Source organism: Mesorhizobium sp. M0870 (genome assembly GCF_040319775.1).
Taxonomy (GTDB): Bacteria; Pseudomonadota; Alphaproteobacteria; order Rhizobiales; family Rhizobiaceae; genus Mesorhizobium.
The window spans coordinates 26,781-43,400 of the sequence record NZ_JAMYOI010000030.1 but is presented as its reverse complement, the minus strand read 5'-3'; the positions used below and the strand labels follow the sequence as shown (position 1 = coordinate 43,400).

The following is a 16,620-nucleotide window of genomic DNA, read 5'->3' as shown; positions in this document are numbered from 1 at the left end:
CACGGCCACCAGGATCCGTGCTGCCGCACCCGCCACGCTCATTCGGCGATGCCTCAGGTCGTGCTGAAAATCCCGGCTCATCGATCTCACAGGCTTATCCCCAAGCAGTAATTTGTTGCGCTGCAACATACGTGTCAAGGCATATATTGGCCGTCGCGAAATTCGCCAGCAACGCACCAGGATCAGGCGCCAGGCAGATAGATCACTGCATGGTCGTCCGCATAGGCCCGCTTCCAGCCCAACTGGTCGAAAAAGGGGATGCGGGCGTCGTCAGCCGACAGCAGCGCCCAGCCTATTGCGTATTTCTTCAACCGGGCTTCGAGGAGTGGCTTGCCGTTGCTGTGACCCGTCTCGTCATCGGCTTTTGTGAAACCTCCCAGGAACAGCTGGTCCGTCCGTCCGTCGATATAGGTCTTGAACCCGTGGAAAATCAGCGTGCCGCCGAAATTGTAGGAATTCAGCACGTTGCCGGATAGATGATGGCTTTGCGCGAATGCCAGCGCCCCGCTGGCCGATGTCTTCGGACTTGGCGCTACCTGATAGACGCTGCCGAGCACAGTGACCCCGCCAATCAGCAGAACGGCTGCCGTGCCGCAGATGGCGTAGAACCGCCTGGCGAAGAATCTCTCCAGTCCGTCGCGCTTTTCGGCCAGCCATGCGGTGGCCGAAAGCGAGGGATATTGCTGGGCGACCTCGGCCGCCATCACCAGCGGAATCAGCAGGAAGAACAGATACATGAAGCGCACATGGGCGAGATAGACATGCAAGGTGAAGACGACGAACAAGGCCTTGGCCCAGCCAATTCGCAATCGGGACACCAGTAGCCCGAAAAGCGCCAGCAGCATCGCCGCTTCCTGGACGGGACTGTCCGGCTGATTGAACGGTTTCCATTCCATGATCAGCGACACCGCCTCATTGCCGTAGGCCACGGCGAGCGTCGCCAGGATGGCCTGGACGCCGTAGGGGTGGATCAGGCTGACCAGCGGGCAAAGCAGACCGAACGCGATCCACTTCGCCAGCAGGGACGGTTTCGACAGGCCCGTGCGCGCCAGCAGATCGAGACCGGCAAAAGCCGCGATGACGAAGCTCAAGGTGAAGGTGGCGTGCAGGTTCGCCCATAACACGACCAGCACAAGCAGCCACCAGGGCGGCGCCCGTTCTTCCCTCGCCGCACCGAAGAGCACCGCCGTCCAGATGACGATGATCGGGAAGGTGAAGACATGCGGACGCGCCGTGAAGATCGGGTTGATCAGGAACACCGCCGCGAAGGCCAGTGTAATCGCCAGGATCGGTTTCAGCCATGCGCTGAGAAACCACCCCATGAGGAAAACCGTCAGGGAGATCGAGGCGATGATCGCGGTGACGACCCCGTTCCAGCCGCCCGCCCGGTAGGCAAGAGCCAGCAGGACCTGTCCCAGCCATTCCTTGGCAATCCAGGGCTGGCCGGCAAACGTGTAGGAATAGGGATCGACGGTCGGAAATGTCCGGTTAGTCAGGAAATCCAGACCGACCTTCACTTGCCACCAGCTGTCGGGATCCTGCAGGGTGGCGCCTGCCTGGGCACCCAACGCACCGGCCATCGCCAAGGCCGCGAACAGGCAGAAGATCAGCCTGTTCCGCTCGTTGTATGTCGCGGCCTCCGCACTGGCCTGAGCGTCGTTCATGCTGCGCCGCCTCTGATCGGTTCCGGTGACAGTTGGGTTCAAGGTGTTGGATTGGCGGGGTGCTGCCGAGGCTTGTCGGCCACCCGAACTGTGCGGTCGGTGCTGTCGTCCCCGCGCCCCACAAACACGAAGCGAGCCGAGCCAAGATAGAAAACAACCGAATAGACGCAGATTCCCGCGAGGTGGACCAGCGGGTTTTCGACGATGCCTGCTGAACGGGCGGCGATCACGACGGCCAGATTGACGCTGTAGGCGACCAGAAAGACACCCCCGTAGCGCAGCGCGGTTCCGGGCTGGAAACCATCGGCTCTGCTGAAGGTCCATTGGCGGTTGAGGAAGAAGCCGAGGACAAGGCCGGCGGCATAACCCGTGGCGTTGGCAAGGATGTCGCCCAGACCCAGCGCAAGCCCGGCCAGGATGACAGCGTATCCCAGCGCCGTGTTCAACAGACCGACGGCGCCAAATCGCAGCATCCTCGGGAAGTCAAACGGCAGGCTTGACCACATGCGCAAAATATTGGGCTCCGACAGGTACCTTGGTGAGGAAGCGCTCGAACGGCCTCAGTCTCGCAAGCATCCGAGGAAAGAAAATCCGGTAGACGATCCTCGTATTGGCAAGGCCCGCCTCGGCCATGCGCCTGCGCATCTCGCGCGAATTTATCAAAACCGCGTTTTCATCGAAGGCACAGTTTCTCACCGCGTGCGTGGTCAGCGGGTTCCAGGGATTGTGTTCGAAGACGAAGAAGCTGCCGCCATCGGCCAGCACCCTGCCGATCTCGGCGAACAGTCCGATCTGCAGGTCCTCGGGAATATGGTGGAATACACAGGCCGCGAAGGCCAGGTCGAAGCTGCCGTCGGCAAAAGGAATTGTCTTGCCGTCGAAATGCGTGAAGGCGGCCTGGCCGGGAAAGCGCTTGCTGGCGATGTCGAGCGATTCCCGCGAAGGATCGAGCAAGGTGATCTCCGCGTCGGGAAACGCGTTGCGCATATGGCCGAGCGAATTGCCGACGCCGGCGCCGAAATCCAGTACTCGTCGGGGTTTGACACCGGCCCGCCGCAGCGTCGCGGCGACGTCGTCGATCTTGTACCTGGCGAAGAAATCCGGGTTTTCGCCGCTCAGCCTTATGCTTGCGGCATGCTGCTCCTGATATTCCCGCGCAAACTGGTCGAACTCCGCCTCAAGCACGTGCGGCCCTCTTTGCCATCTCCTGCAGGCGATGGACCGGCAATTCGCCGTCCTCCACCGCCTGGCTGCGCGAAACGATCTCGTTGACGAAGTAGAGCGGCCGCCGCTTTGTCTCCATGTACATGCGCCCGAGATACTCGCCGAAGATTCCGAGCACCATAAGCTGGACGCTGCCGAGGATCAGCACGATCGCGGCAAGGCTGGTCCAGCCGGGCAACACGTTTCCGACCGACCATTCGAACAGCGTGTAGCCGAGCACGACCAGCCCCAGAAGCCCGAACATCATTCCGAGCAGCGAAGCGAAGCGCAAGGGCACGATGGAGAAGCTGGTCATCGCGTCGACCGCCAGAAGAAGCATTTTCTTCAGCGGATAATGGGTGGTGCCGGCAAAGCGGCGGTGCCGCTCATAGGGGAAAGCCACCTGTTTCAGCCCGATCCAGCTAACCATGCCGCGAATGAACCTGTAACGTTCTGGCATCGCGTTCAGATGGTCGAGCGCACGACGGTTCATCAGCCGGAAATCACCGGTATTCGGGGCTATGTCGACGTCGACCATCCGGCGCAGCAAGCGATAGAACATGGACGCGGAGGCGAGCTTGAACCAGCTTTCGCCATCGCGCGTCAGCCTCTGGCCGTAGACCACATCGAAGCCTTCGTTCATCTTCGTCATCATCGCGCCGAGCAGTTCAGGTGGATCCTGCAGGTCGGCATCGAGAATGAGAATGCGCTGGCCGCGACAGAATTCGAGCCCGGCGCTCAACGCGATCTGGTGGCCGTAATTGCGGGCGAGGTCGATGGCGACGACATGTTCGTCCTTTTCGGCCAGTTGTAGAATGGCCTCGCGCGTACCGTCGGTCGCGCCATCGATGACAAGGACGATCTCGTAGGAAGGGCCTTGTTCAAGGCATGCGGCCGTGACCCGCCGGTGCAGTTCGGCCACGCCATCCAGCTCGTTGTAGCATGGGATGACCACCGACAGCATGACGCCGCGTCGCGCGGTGTTTCTCTCCGTCTCCACCAAAGCCTTGCTCCCGCTATTCGATTGGGAATAGCGGCAATTGGTTAGAAAACAGATAAGCCAATGGGATCGGCCGCAACCGTCGGCCGGCCATCATTTCTGCCGCACGCGGCCACCGACCGAACCGGCAACTCCATGCGGATGCGGGCGCCTTGCCAGGAGCCCGCCAATATCCGGATGGAGCCGTCGTGCAGCAGTGCGATCTGCCGGGCAAGGTTCAATCCCAGACCGGCGCCGCGCGATTGCGGCTGCAGGCGGTAGAAGGGCTCGAAAACATTCTCGTGCTCATCGGCCGGAATGCCTGGGCCTTCGTCGCGGATTTCGACGCCGCCGGTTTCATAGATCGCTATGGTGATCGTGCCGGAACCGCCGCCATGATCGATGGCATTGCGCACGAGATTTGCCAGCGCCCGCTCGATCTGCGGCACGTTGATCTCGACATGGACCTTGTTGGCTGTCGGCTCGAAGGCAAGATCGTAGCCTGCTTCGATGGCGAGCGGGGCAAAGTCGGCCGCGACCCGGCTGACAAGATCGCAGAGGTCGATGATTTGGCGCTGGTCCGCCGGGCGGTCGAGCAACTGGTGGTCGAGCAGCTGTTGCGCAAGATGCGACAGGCGCTCGATGTCATGCAGCAGGCGCGCGCTTTGCGGTTCCTGCTTCAGCAATTCGGCGCGCGTGCGCAGGATGGCGATCGGCGTGCGCAGTTCGTGCGCGGCGTCGGTGAGGAAGCGATCGTGCCGGTCATAGCCCTGGGCGAGGCGCGCCAGCGTCTGGTTGAAGGCATGCACAAGCGGCGCGATCTCCTGCGGCACATTCTTGACCGGCAGTTGCATCGCACGGGTGCCGATGTCGATGCGCGCGGCCTGCTGGACGGTGTCGACAAGTCCGGCAAACGACCGGCGCACGACGGCTGGCGTCGTCACCAGGGTCGTGGCTCCCATGACGAGGACAATCGGCAACAGCAGGATGACGATGATGGCCACGAGAGCGGGAAGCGCCTTCTCCCAGTTCCTGCTGCCATCCGGGTTCTTGGCGACGTCGATGCTGGCCGAAATGGTGACCTCGAGGCCCTCGGTCTCTTCCCGCGATGACCTTGTCGCGGCGATGATCTGAACCGTGCCGGCCTTGGTCGAAACCCTTTCGAGATAGGCCTCCGGCCTCAAATCATCTTCGGAAAATCCGATGGTGGCGTGATCGGCCTGGCCCAGCAGATCGCCAAAATTCCTGGTGTAGACATCGGGTATGCTGCCGAAGCGGATGCTCTGGCCGCTGTTGTCGCGGATGATGTACCAGACATTGGGGAAACCCTCACGAAACGAACGCAGCCCGTCGGTCTCATGGACGATCAATATGCCGTTGCCGTCACGATCGACGGCATCCTTGAGGGCGGCGACGGCAGCTTCGTTGTCGACAAGAAGCCGCGGATTGGCGATCCATAGCGCGGCCGCGCACAGCACGATGAAGACAAGGAGTGTCGCCGCCTGCAGCAGGATCATCCGCCGCACCAGCACCCATTGCAGCGATCGCGTGCGCGGCTTCTTCACGAGGCGGCCCGCAAGAGATAACCGAGGTTGCGGATCGCCCTGATCTCGATACCGGCAGCGACGTCGTCAAGCTTGCGACGCAGCCGCGAAATGTGCGCATCCAATGCATTGGAGCCGATCTCGTCGTCGAGAGCATAGACGGCTTCTTCCAGCGTCCCGCGCATAATCGTCCGGCCCGGCCTGCGGATGAGCGTTTCGAGCACCAGCCGTTCGCGCCGCGGCAGCTCCAGCGTCTGGTCCTCGACAAGCGCCTCGCGATGGCGAAAATCATAGGTGAGGCGGCCGACCACCGTCTGGTGGGCGCGCGTGGTGAACGAACGCCGGTGCAAGGCATTGAGCCTGGCAACCAGTTCCACCGTGGCGAACGGCTTGACCATGTAGTCGTCGGCGCCGGCATCGAGCCCCGCCACGCGATCGTCGAGCCCGCTGAGCGCCGTCAACGCGATCACCGGCACGTCCAGATGCAAGGCCCGCAGGCGCGGGATCAGGCTGAGGCCATCGCCGTCCGGCAGCCGGCGGTCCAGCACCACCGCGTCATGGTGGCCGAGCCGCGCCACGGCTTCGGCATCCGCCAGTGTCGCGGCATGGTCGACGATGATGTCCTGGCGCTCGAGTGCGGTCTTCAGCACCGAGGCCATTTCCGGCTCGTCCTCGATCAGCAGGATACGCATGCGCACTCTCCGTCACAGGCAGCCGGCACGCCGTGGCAATTCATTCGCATTCCAGCTTCGGTTGACGAAAATTGGTGATGAACCATCGGCCGCCCGAGGCGCGGGCATAGAACGTATAGAAGCATTCCTGGCGCTCGATATAGCCAGGCGTTTCGGTTTCTTCGTAGACGGTTCCGTGTTTTGTGTGGCGAACCTCGCCGCTGGAGGTCCCGGAAACCGCGTTGGTGGATATTGTCCGCCACTGATAGGCCCGCTCGCCCCGGCCGAGATCAACGACGGCGGTCGGCGGCCCGTAGTCCAGAATGACCGATTCGACCGGTTGCCCGATGTAGTTCTTCATGATGTCGGAGGCGCATCCCGTCAGCACCAGCACGATTGCGACGAAGAACGCCTTGGAGATCCACACCAGATGGTTTGCGCTGCTTTTGGACATATCCGATTCCCGTCATCAAGGTTATCCGCGGCACCGAATGCATGTCGCCCAAAAGTGGCCCCGGTTTTGGGGACAACGACATGCACAAAAACAAAAACCTGAAGCGGGCCGCATGATCCGCTTCGATGCGACGCGCTTTAGGGTGTGAAGATTGCATCGACATTACGCAGGACCTGGCACACAAATGCGGTCTGCCGACACGCGTCGACGCCGGTGCGGATGGAGGCAAAGCAATTGCGCGGCCCCGTTGCATCCGGGCGCCGCGCAAGGTCGTTCGAGCAAAATACAGACGGGTTCAACGGAACCCATGGCCTGCCCTAGAACCGGTAGTTGATGCCGGCCTTCAGTTCATGGCTGCCGATCGTCGCCTTGGATTTGCCCAGGGCGGACGTCGTTTCGACGCCTGGGGTGCGCACATAGTCATATTCGACCTTGGCCGAGAGGCCGCCGGCAAAACCCTGCTCGATGCCGCCGCCGACCAGATAGCCGAGTTTCCATCCGTCGGTGCTGCTTACCTTGTCGCCCTTGTCGAATTTGGTCATGGCGACGCCGCCGGTTCCAAACAGCAGCGTCTGGTCGAAGCTCAAGCCGGCCTTGGCCTTGGCGGCTCCGCGCCACTTTTCCTTGATCTTGCCGCCCCGGACGTCGTGCTCGGCGCCACCCAGATAGGAGCCCTCGATCTCGGCACCGAGAACCGCTGGACCCATCTGCTGGTTGTAGCCGGCCTGAACGCCGCCGCTGAGACCATTCCTGCCGGCAAACGGGTTCGGCATCCCGGTGAACGCCGTGCCGCCATGCACGCCGACATAGGCGCCGCTCCACTGGAACGCGGGGGGATCATTGTAGGTGGGCGAAAGGTCGGCGGCCATCGCCGGCCCTAGGAGGCATACGGCAAGGGCACTTGCCGTCAGGATGATCTTTGCTTGAGAGAACACTGCATTACTCCACACACGCGCGCATCCGGCAATCGATGCGCAGGTTAATTCCCGAAGAACTCGACCGTTGGGGCGGTCGGGCTCCGATTTGGCGTCTTTCAGGGATGGTTGCGCGGTCCTGGGACTGGCTTTCGCCAGCTGTGGTAGGGGGGTCAGAGCGCCCGCGCGGCCAATCACCTGAAAGACGCCGACCGTCTCGCAGGCGAAAATTGCGCGCACATTGCGGGAAGTCGAAAAATGACGATTTTTCGCTTTATTTTCAAGATATTAACGCGGTTCTGTTTACGCAAATTTAACAGTCTGGCGCGGGTTTGGCCAGTTCAGCAGCACAATCTTGCCATGCAATCGCTCGGTGGAGGCCTTTGGCATCCCGCAAAACTGCCGGCTTGAAGCGGGCAAGCCAAGTGCGTATGTCTGGGCCGAAGCCCTCGAGTCTGGGTACCTCAATCTGGAGACGGGCCTTGTCCGCATTGACGCGCTTCCTTGGCGACTCGCCGCTCAAGGTGATCCTGAAACTGCTGGTGGTGTCTTTCCTCGTCGGCCTGGTCATGAATGCCTTTGGCTGGTCGCCGATGGATGTGCTCTACGGCATCCGGAAGTTCTTCATGGACCTGTGGAATCTCGGCTTCCACGCCATCGACCGCTTCCTCGGCTATATCTTGCTGGGCGCGGCTATCGTCGTGCCGGCGTTCATCTTGTTGAGGATCGCCAACTACCGGAAGTAGAGCATGATCCCGAAAAGTGGGAACCGGTTTTCCGACAAGACCGTGCTTGAAAAGGACTATCAGGCGTAGCCCGCGGCGACCTCGAACAGGATGGCGTGGCGCGCCGCGAGTGCGGGCACATCCGTTGAATAGCCACCCCCGATGACGCCACACACCGGAACGCCCCGCGTGCGAAAGTGGCTGATGACCATGTCGTCGCGGGCGCGCAGGCCGTCATCCGACAGCGACAGCCTGCCAAGCCGGTCCTCAGCATGGACGTCGACGCCGGCATTGTAGAACACGATGTCCCAATGGGCTTGGGCGGAGAGCTCCGGCAGGATGGCGGCGAGCCTCTTCATGTAAGCGACGTCACCCGTGCCGTCGGGCAGCGCGACATCGAGGTCGGAGGCGATCTTGCGCACGGGATAGTTGCGGTCGCCGTGCATGGAAAAGGTGAACACGCGCGGATCATCGGCGAGAATATCCGCCGTGCCGTCGCCCTGGTGCACGTCGAGGTCGACGACCAGGATGTTTTGTGCCGCGGCTTCGGCGAGCAGGACCAATGCGGCGACGGCGACATCGTTGAAGGTGCAGAAGCCCGCGCCCTGCGCGCGCCGCGCATGATGGCTGCCGCCTGCGGTGTTGCAGGCGATACCGTGGCGCAAGGCCAGCCGCGCCGCCAGCACGGTGCCGCCGGTGGCAAGCTGCGCGCGCAGCGAGACGCGGGGTCCGATCGGAAAACCGATCTCGCGCTCGATCTTCTCGGCCACGCAGCAGTTGACGACCTGGTCGACATAGTCCGCCGCATGGGCAAGCTCCAGCCATGACGCTGGTGCCGGTTCGGCGGTGCTGAGCGCGTCGGGGCCGGCGAGGCCGCGCGTACGCAGCGCCTCCATCAGCAACGGATATTTGCTCATCGGAAAGCGATGGTTGACGGCGAAGCCGGCGTCGTAGTCGGGATGATGGACGATCTGCAGAGGCATGAAATCGTATCCGGCTGGCTCACGCCAGACCGGGATTTCGGTTGGCCGTCAAGGGATAGGTGATTGCGCGGTGGCCGGAAAATGGGGCACATCGACGGTTCTATCAAGCCGCAATCAGCAAGGCAGCAATCCTTGGACAAAGGTGCAACACCAGCCGACGCCGGATCCCCTATCCACGCGGGATCCCCGATCCACCCCGGATCATTTGTCGTCACCAACCGCTCCGTGCTCGCCATCGCCGTGCCGATGACGCTTGCCTATCTGACGACGCCGATGCTCGGCCTGGTCGACACGGCTGTCGTCGGCCAGTTCGGCGATGCCGCCCTGCTTGGCGGCCTGGCGGCCGGCGCATTGATCTTCGACGTCGTCTTCACCTCTTTCAATTTCCTGCGCTCGGGCACCACCGGCCTTGTCGCACAGGCGTTTGGGCGTGGCGATGCCCTGGAGGAACAGGCGGTGTTCTGGCGCGCCGTGCTGATCGCGGTTATCGCCGGCATCGTGCTCGCGGCCCTTGCCCCACTGGTCGCCATCGCCGGGCAGAAATTCATGGGCGCCGAACCGCGCGTCAGCGAAGCGATGGGCGTCTACATCCGCATCAGGCTGCTTGCGGCGCCCTTCTCGCTGATCAACTATGCCATCCTCGGCTATGTGCTGGGGCGCGGCGAGGGTGGGCTCGGGTTGATGCTGCAGCTGGTGCTCAACGGCATCAACATCGCGCTCTGCTTCCTGCTTGGGTTGGAACTTGGCTGGGGTGTCGCCGGCGTTGCCTGGGCGACCGTCACCGGTGAGTTCCTGGCCATGCTGCTCGGCCTGGCGATCGTGATCCGCCGGTTCCGGTCGGCCCCGCCCTTGCCGCGCCACCGCCTGCTCGACATGGCCGCCTTCCTGCGCATGATGTCGCTCAACCGCGACATCATGATCCGCTCGTTCTCGCTGCTCGCCGCCTTCGCATTGTTCACCCGCCAGGGCGCACAGTTCGGCACGGTGACGCTGGCCGCCAACGCCGTGCTGATGAATTTCTTTCTCGTCGCCGGCTATTTCCTCGACGGCTTTGCCACCGCCGCCGAACAGCTGGCGGGCCGTGCAGTCGGCGCGCGCGCCGCCGCACCGTTCCGCCAGGCCGTCCGGCTGACGCTGTTCTGGGGTTTCGGACTGGCGGGAGCCGCGACGCTGGTAATGCTGTCTGGGGGCGCCAATCTGGTCGCACTCGTGACGACATCGGAGGAAGTCCGTTCGGTGGCCGACATCTACCTGCCGTGGGCGGCATTCACGGCGCTGAGCGGTGTGCTGGCGTTCCAGATGGATGGCGTCTTCATCGGCGCGACCTGGTCCCGCGACATGCGCAACATGATGCTTCTGTCGTTCCTGGTTTTCGCGGCCGCGCTGCTGACCCTTGCGCCCGCCTTCGGCAACAATGGACTGTGGGCGGCGCTGCACGTCTTCCTGCTGGTGCGAGGCTTCAGCCTGCTGACGATCCTGCGGCTCAGGGTACGGACGGCGTTTTAGACGATGTCCCCCGGAAGGCCCTGCGCCGTCCAGGCACCGAACGACACCTGTTCGCGATAGGAATTTTTTCTTGACTCGGTGACCTCAGCTATGGTACATATTTGTTTATGGTGCTGATTTGCGCCAGTGACCCGCCGCACAGGCGGGTTTTTCGTTTGATGCTCCGTCAGCCAACGCCTCGGCGAGACTCCGAAGGAACCCGGTGCCAATGCTGTGCGGTCGGATGCACTTGCACTTCCAGTCGATTTCCAACAGACTTGATGCACCAATTGTTCCAGGGCGAGCTTATGCGAAGCTACCTGCCATATGTCTTGGGCGCGGCGCTGGGATTGCTCGCTGCGTTCATTCTCTCCGCGGTTTCTGGCATCGGCGGAACCGCGCAGTTGCTTCTCTTCGGCGTGTTGCCTGCCATCGGCGGCACCATCTGCGAGCGGGCCGTCAGTCGCAATCTACGCTCCTGAGAGCGGTTCAGAGTTGCCTGGACGCCCACAAGTCGAGGCGGCTGTCGCGCAACTCGCAAATCGACTTCAACCGTTCCTTTTCGACGAAACGGATCATTCCGGAAAGAACGCGGGCTGGTAGCGAGGGCCCGGCATAGATCATGCCGGTGTAGAGCTGCACCAGATCAGCGCCCGCACGGATCTTGTCCAGCGCCGTATCGGCGGAATCGACGCCGCCGACGCCGATGATGGCAAGCTCCGGCCCGAGTAATTTGCGCATCTTCGCCAGCACGATGGTCGAACGCTCGAAGAGCGGCTTGCCGGAGAGTCCCCCGGTCTCGCGCGCGGTGTCGCCGCTACGCAGCGGCGGTCGGGAGATGGTGGTGTTGGAGACGATGACGCCGTCGATCCGCTTCTCGGTGACCTCGGCGGCGATGTCCTCCAGTTCGGCCTCGACCAGATCCGGCGCGATCTTCAGGAACACCGGCGGCTGCGCCGTTCCCGTGGCGCGCGCGGCCATGACCCGCGACAAGAGCTCGCCGAGCTGCTCGCGCGCCTGCATGTTGCGCAGGCCCGGCGTGTTGGGCGAGGAGATGTTGACGGTGAGATAGCTGGCGTATTGCGCAAACTGGGCGACACCGCGCTCATAGTCACTGACGCGGTCGCTGCTGTCCTTGTTGGCGCCGATGTTGACGCCGACGATGCCGGAGCGGCCCTTACGCGCGGCAAGGCGCTTTTCGGCCGCTGCATGGCCTTCATTGTTGAAGCCCAGCCGGTTGATCACCGCATCGTCGGCCGTCAGCCGGAAGATACGCGGCTTCGGGTTGCCGACCTGCGGCAGCGGCGTGATCGTGCCGACCTCGGCGAAACCGAAGCCGAGGCCAAGCAGCGCGTCGGGCACCTCGGCGTTCTTGTCATAGCCGGCCGCCATGCCGAGCGGATTGGGGAAATCGAGGCCGCAGACGCTGACCTTCAGCCTGTCGTCGCGGACCGCCCGCGCACCAACCGGAACGCCGCATCGCAAGGCGGCGATTGACAGGCCATGCGCCGTTTCCGGATCGAAGGCGAACAGCAGCTTCTGGCCGAGCCGGTCGAGCACGCTCATTGCCCCTCCAGTGCCGGGAACTGGTGCACACCATCGGCGCCAAGCGGCAGTGGTCGGACCCACAGCACAGCTTTCAGGTCCAGAACGTCGTAGAGATGCGGAAACAGTTCGCCGCCGCGCGAGACCTCGTATCTCAGCGCAGTGCCCAGGCCGGCGCCGTCGACGGCGACCAGCAAAAGGTCTGTCTGGCCGGCAAAGTGCTTTGTCGCCGTTTCCCTGACCTGTGCTGCCGTGGAGAAGTGGATGAAGCCGTCGGCGACATCGATCGGCGCGCCGGTGAAGCGGCCATGCGTTTCGGCCTCGCGCCATGGCGCTTGCGGGGTTATCTTGTAGATAATCTGAGACATGGTTGCGCTATAGAGCAGTTCCAGGAAAAGTGTGAAACGGTTTTCCCGGGAAAAGCGCATAGCGCTTTCCCTTGGGAATTGCGTCAAGAAGATTCCGAACCAGCCATTCGGGAAAGGCCATGCCAAGGGTCTTCCCCATTTCCGGCGCAAACATGCGATATTCCAGACCTTGGCCATGGAGGACAACATGCGTCTGCAGCACATCTTGATCCCCGCCGCGCTCGTTTCGCTGGTCGCGGCTTCAGCTTATTCCGAAGAAACCGACCGTTACCGGCTGGAAAAGTCTGACAACGGCTTTGTCCGTATCGACACGCAGACCGGCGCCATGTCGATTTGCGAGGAGCGTTCGGGCCAGCTCGTCTGCAAGATGGCGGCCGACGAACGCGCTGCTTTCCAGGACGAGGTCGACCGCCTGCAAACCTCGATGAAGGTGATGGACGAGCGCGTCACCAAGCTCGAGAATTCGCTCTCCGCCCGCCTCGAATCGAAACTGCCGAGCGAGGAGGATTTCAACAAGACGATGGGCTACATGGAGCGCTTCCTTCGCGGCTTCATGGGCATCGTCAGGGATATGGACAAGGACAACGGCGCCCAGCCCAATTCGCAGAAGACCTGAGCGTTTCAACCACGGGAGGCGGCGCGCTGGCTTTGCCGCTTGAAAACAGCGCAGCCCCTCATAATCGTCCAATTGAACCCGAAAAGCCAAAAATCATCGGGGATTTGGGGAGGGACATTTGCCGGCAGGCTATTCTTTCGTCATCGCCGACGATCACCCGCTGTTTCGCGGTGCGCTGCGCGAAGCACTCGCCGGCATCGGCAATGTCGCCGCCATCCATGAAGCCGGCGATTTCGAGAGCGCCAAGGCGCTGGTCGTGGCCAACGAGGACGTCGATCTGGTGCTGCTCGACCTGTCGATGCCGGGCGCCAGCGGCCTGTCCGGCCTGGTCTCGCTGCGTGGCATCCATCCGGCCGTGCCGCTGGTCGTGGTGTCGGCGCATGACGATCCGGCGACCATCAGGCGGGCGCTCGATCTCGGCGCTTCCGGCTTTATCTCCAAATCGGCCAGCATGGAAGAGATCCGCAGCGCCGTGCAATCGGTGCTTGCCGGCGACATCGCAGCACCGGTCGGCGTCGATCTCGGCATCGAGCGCGATCCCGAAATATCGGACCTTATCAAGCGGCTGCAGGCTTTGACGCCGCAGCAGACACGGGTGCTGGGCATGCTGGCCGAGGGCCTGCTCAACAAGCAGATCGCCTATGAACTCGGCGTCTCCGAGGCCACCATCAAGGCGCATGTCTCCGCCATCCTGCAGAAGCTCGGCGTCGACAGCCGGACGCAGGCGGTGATCCTGCTGTCCAAGATCGGCAGCGACCCGCTGCAGCCGGCGGGTTGATCGCCAGGGCGCCTGTTCAATCAGAACATTGTTCAATCAGAGCACTGAACCTCCGTCCGCCGCATCGGCCGGCCGTTGAAGCTTGCGAAACTGATGGCGGCCATGATCCAGACGCCGATCCCGCCATAGAGCATGACCCAGCCAAAGCCGTTGCGCAGCGCATCCTGGGCGACGGTCCCGGCGAGCCCGGAGATGGGATTTCCAGCAGCGATAGCTTCGGCGAGAAGACGCAATTGGGCAGCGTCGAGGTCGGGCAGCGCATGCCCCAGATGCGCCAGCACACCGCTGGCCAGGATGAAGCCCATCACCGCGATGTTCAACGCCAATGAAACCATGCGCGCGCTCATGTCGATGCCGGAGGCCATGCCGGCGCGATCGCTCGAAACGGAACCCGTCGTCGTGTTGGTGACAGGTGTGTTGGTTATTCCCAGACCCATCCCCGCGATCAGGCAGCCGGGCAGCATCGTCAGCCAGTCCGGTTGCGCGGCGGCGCTGCCGAACTTCATCAGGATGAACCCGACGCCGATGATGACGAGGCCCGCCGGAATGATGATGCCGGGCCGATAACGCAGCGAAAAGCGCTCTGCCAACGGCGGCAGCACAAGCGTCGGCAGCGTGTAGGCAAGCAGGGCAAGGCCGGTGGAGACGGTGTCATAGCCGAGCCCGGCGTGGAACCAGATCGGCAGGTAGATCATGAAAGGCCAATAGCTGAGGTTCATCGCGGCCGAGCCGACGATGGCGCCCGAAAAGGGCCGAATCCGGAAGACCGAGAAGTCGAACATCGGCCGCTGGCTGACCTTCTCGGCAATGAGGAAGGCGATGAAGCTCACTATCGAGATACAGAGGATGGCCAGCGCGGCAGGGCTGGAGAAATCCAGATCCGGCCCCTGGATGATGTAGAAAACGAGGCAGAAAACCGACGGCGACAGCGTCAGGATGCCTGCTACGTCGAGCTTGCCCGCCTGTGGATCCTTCGATTCGTGGACGCCCATCAGAGCGAGGGCGAACGCCAGCGCCGCAACCGGCACGTGGACAAGAAACACCCATTGCCAGCTCGAGACCGCGACGATGCCGCCGCCGATGATGGGGCCGAAGCCGAGGCCGATGCCGAAGATGACGCCCCACCAGCCCCATGCGACGGCGCGTTCGCGCCCTTCCCGGAATTCATGAGACAGCACGGCAAGCTGGCAGATCAGCATCGCACCGCCGCTCAGGCCCTGCAGAAACCGGGCGACGATGAGCGTGGAGACGCTTTCGGCGACGCCGCAAATCAGTGATGTCAGGCCGAAGGCGGCGATGGCGACCAGAAAGACACGCTTGCGCCCGTAACGATCGGCGATCGTGCCGACCGCCATCAGCACCGTCGTGACCGCGATCGTATAGGCGTTCATCACCCATTGCAGTTGCTTGAAGTCGGCATGCAGCACCTGCTCCAGTGTCGGCAGGATCGTGGGAACGCTTGAAATCTCCAGACCGAACATCAGGCACGCCAGGCAGGCGGCAAACAGAACGATGATGCCGCGGCGGGTCAGGGCAGTGGGCATGGTTCAACCTTTCGAACGTATTTGTCGGCAATCGGCGAATCCATTGCAGCTCGCCCGGCGCGCGTATGGCCCAGGGTAGGCGAGGCTTGATCATTTTAGAATTGCATGGTTGGCTATTTCAGAGACAACAAGTGCGGATAGCTGACATGACGCTGGACGTAGACGCTGTGAAAACATTCGTCGCCATCGCCGATCTTCAGAGCTTTACGCGGGCGGCCGAGGCTCTTGGCAGCACGCAAGGAGCAATCAGCGTGAAGCTGAAGCGGCTGGAAGAGCGCGTCGGCCAGAAATTGATCGAGCGCACGCCTCGGCTGGTGCGCTTGTCGGCGCAGGGCGCGGTGTTTCTCCAGCCCGCACGCGACTTCCTCGCCGCGCACGACCGCGCCATCGCCAGCCTGTCTTCAGTTCGCCGCCGCTTCACCCTGGGCATCGCCACCCATGTCGGAGGCGCGGAAGTCCCGACATTGCTGGCGCGGCTCAATGCGCATGACCCGGCGCTCACCATCGAAGTGCGGCTCGATGATTCACACGACCTGCTGGACGCTTTCGATCGCGGTGAGATCGACGCGGCGATCATCCGCCGGGAGGACGACCGGCGCGATGGTGAATTGCTGGCGCCCGAACATTTCGGCTGGTACGCCGCGCCCGACTTCGTCCACCGGGCCGACGAGCCGCTGCGCCTGGCGGCATCCTCGCCATCATGCGGTATTCGTAACATCACCACCCGCGCGCTCGACGCTGTCGGAATACCGTGGACGGAGGTGTTCCTCGGCTGCGGCTCCTTCGCCGTCGCCGAGGCCGTCTCGGCCGGCCTCGCAGCCTCGGTATTTTCCTGCCGGCTTGCCCCATCCGGCACCATCGAGGTCAGCCGGAAATTCGGGCTGCCGGCGCTGCCGCCTTCCGAGATCGTGCTGCTTTCGACGCTGACGGACGCCAAGTCCCGCGAGGCGCTGAGGACGCTTGCAATGGCCTTTCGCGAGCATCGTCCGCCTGTGGCGGGCAATGCCGGACGGCCCCGGTTCCGCAGTTCCCAGATGGTCGACGGCCTGGCCTAGAGCAATTCTAGGAAAAGTGTGAAGCGGTTTTCCGTCTAGAATTGCGTTAAAACAAAGAATTAGAGCAGAACGCCGTTTCCATGAAACGGTGA

18 protein-coding genes are annotated in these 16,620 nt (G+C 62.7%); 6 read left to right on the top strand and 12 right to left on the bottom strand.

Translation table 11 applies throughout. From position 1 onward, the window contains the following. Positions 1 to 182 precede the first annotated feature (182 nt). From NKH97_RS27485 to NKH97_RS27450, 8 genes are all read right to left on the bottom strand, one after another. The gene (locus NKH97_RS27485; RefSeq protein ID WP_352441475.1) at positions 183 to 1,664 is read right to left on the bottom strand and encodes a hypothetical protein; all 1,482 of its coding nucleotides are present in this window, start codon (positions 1,662 to 1,664) and stop codon (positions 183 to 185) included. A gap of 38 nt (positions 1,665 to 1,702) precedes the next feature. Then, positions 1,703 to 2,137 carry a GtrA family protein gene (locus NKH97_RS27480; protein WP_352441489.1) on the bottom strand — a complete coding sequence of 145 codons (435 nt, stop codon included), beginning with the start codon at positions 2,135 to 2,137 and terminating at the stop codon, positions 1,703 to 1,705. 10 nt (positions 2,138 to 2,147) lie between these two features. Continuing rightward, positions 2,148 to 2,849: a class I SAM-dependent methyltransferase gene (locus NKH97_RS27475; RefSeq protein WP_023813884.1), complete on the bottom strand. Its 702-nt coding sequence runs from the start codon at positions 2,847 to 2,849 to the stop codon at positions 2,148 to 2,150. Further along, positions 2,842 to 3,831, bottom strand: coding sequence for a glycosyltransferase family 2 protein (locus NKH97_RS27470; RefSeq protein WP_196815360.1), 990 nt, complete (start codon positions 3,829 to 3,831; stop codon positions 2,842 to 2,844). The genes NKH97_RS27475 and NKH97_RS27470 overlap by 8 nt, the downstream gene beginning before the upstream one ends. 80 nt (positions 3,832 to 3,911) lie before the next feature. Then, complete coding sequence (locus NKH97_RS27465) at positions 3,912 to 5,411, bottom strand: sensor histidine kinase (protein WP_352799182.1); 1,500 nt, start codon at positions 5,409 to 5,411, stop codon at positions 3,912 to 3,914. Beyond that, entirely contained in the window at positions 5,408 to 6,082 is a 675-nt protein-coding gene (locus tag NKH97_RS27460; RefSeq protein ID WP_128305258.1) for a response regulator transcription factor, read from the bottom strand. The genes NKH97_RS27465 and NKH97_RS27460 overlap by 4 nt, the downstream gene beginning before the upstream one ends. Positions 6,083 to 6,122: 40 nt before the next feature. Beyond that, positions 6,123 to 6,515 (bottom strand): hypothetical protein, encoded by a 393-nt coding sequence (locus NKH97_RS27455; protein WP_128305257.1) that lies wholly within the window; start codon positions 6,513 to 6,515, stop codon positions 6,123 to 6,125. 317 nt (positions 6,516 to 6,832) lie between these two features. Continuing rightward, positions 6,833 to 7,450 (bottom strand): outer membrane protein, encoded by a 618-nt coding sequence (locus NKH97_RS27450; protein ID WP_128305256.1) that lies wholly within the window; start codon positions 7,448 to 7,450, stop codon positions 6,833 to 6,835. Between the two features lie 461 nt (positions 7,451 to 7,911). Here NKH97_RS27450 and NKH97_RS27445 point away from each other — a divergent pair, with 461 nt between their 5' ends. Continuing rightward, a complete protein-coding gene (locus NKH97_RS27445; RefSeq protein ID WP_023813886.1) occupies positions 7,912 to 8,175 on the top strand; it encodes a DUF6460 domain-containing protein in 264 nt (87 codons plus the stop codon). Positions 8,176 to 8,234: 59 nt separating this feature from the next. Here NKH97_RS27445 and NKH97_RS27440 read toward each other — a convergent pair whose 3' ends face one another. Continuing rightward, positions 8,235 to 9,137 carry a histone deacetylase family protein gene (locus tag NKH97_RS27440; protein ID WP_023813887.1) on the bottom strand — a complete coding sequence of 301 codons (903 nt, stop codon included), beginning with the start codon at positions 9,135 to 9,137 and terminating at the stop codon, positions 8,235 to 8,237. A gap of 132 nt (positions 9,138 to 9,269) precedes the next feature. Here NKH97_RS27440 and NKH97_RS27435 point away from each other — a divergent pair, with 132 nt between their 5' ends. After that, on the top strand, positions 9,270 to 10,643 hold the full coding sequence (locus NKH97_RS27435) for an MATE family efflux transporter (protein ID WP_502897099.1): 1,374 nt from the start codon (positions 9,270 to 9,272) through the stop codon (positions 10,641 to 10,643). Between the two features lie 287 nt (positions 10,644 to 10,930). Next, positions 10,931 to 11,104 carry a hypothetical protein gene (locus NKH97_RS27430; RefSeq protein ID WP_023813889.1) on the top strand — a complete coding sequence of 58 codons (174 nt, stop codon included), beginning with the start codon at positions 10,931 to 10,933 and terminating at the stop codon, positions 11,102 to 11,104. 7 nt (positions 11,105 to 11,111) lie between these two features. On the opposite strand, the gene NKH97_RS27425 is transcribed toward NKH97_RS27430, so the two are convergent. Both NKH97_RS27425 and NKH97_RS27420 read right to left on the bottom strand, forming a co-directional pair. Continuing rightward, positions 11,112 to 12,188 (bottom strand): quinone-dependent dihydroorotate dehydrogenase, encoded by a 1,077-nt coding sequence (locus NKH97_RS27425; RefSeq protein WP_352799181.1) that lies wholly within the window; start codon positions 12,186 to 12,188, stop codon positions 11,112 to 11,114. Then, on the bottom strand, positions 12,185 to 12,535 hold the full coding sequence (locus tag NKH97_RS27420; protein WP_023813891.1) for a DUF952 domain-containing protein: 351 nt from the start codon (positions 12,533 to 12,535) through the stop codon (positions 12,185 to 12,187). Before NKH97_RS27420 ends, NKH97_RS27425 begins: the two co-directional genes overlap by 4 nt. A gap of 187 nt (positions 12,536 to 12,722) precedes the next feature. Between NKH97_RS27420 and NKH97_RS27415 the strand changes: the two genes are divergently transcribed. Together NKH97_RS27415 and NKH97_RS27410 are read left to right on the top strand one after the other, a co-directional pair. Continuing rightward, positions 12,723 to 13,151, top strand: coding sequence for a hypothetical protein (locus NKH97_RS27415; protein ID WP_352799180.1), 429 nt, complete (start codon positions 12,723 to 12,725; stop codon positions 13,149 to 13,151). Positions 13,152 to 13,269: 118 nt separating this feature from the next. After that, positions 13,270 to 13,929, top strand: a complete 660-nt coding sequence (locus NKH97_RS27410) for a response regulator transcription factor (protein WP_352774600.1) — start codon at positions 13,270 to 13,272, stop codon at positions 13,927 to 13,929. Between the two features lie 32 nt (positions 13,930 to 13,961). Here the strand turns inward: NKH97_RS27410 and NKH97_RS27405 are convergent, their stop codons facing one another. Further along, on the bottom strand, positions 13,962 to 15,473 hold the full coding sequence (locus tag NKH97_RS27405) for an MFS transporter (RefSeq protein WP_352799179.1): 1,512 nt from the start codon (positions 15,471 to 15,473) through the stop codon (positions 13,962 to 13,964). 146 nt (positions 15,474 to 15,619) lie between these two features. On the opposite strand from NKH97_RS27405, the gene NKH97_RS27400 reads away from it, so the two are divergent. Further along, the gene (locus NKH97_RS27400; RefSeq protein ID WP_352774596.1) at positions 15,620 to 16,528 is read left to right on the top strand and encodes a LysR family transcriptional regulator; all 909 of its coding nucleotides are present in this window, start codon (positions 15,620 to 15,622) and stop codon (positions 16,526 to 16,528) included. Positions 16,529 to 16,620 lie beyond the last annotated feature (92 nt).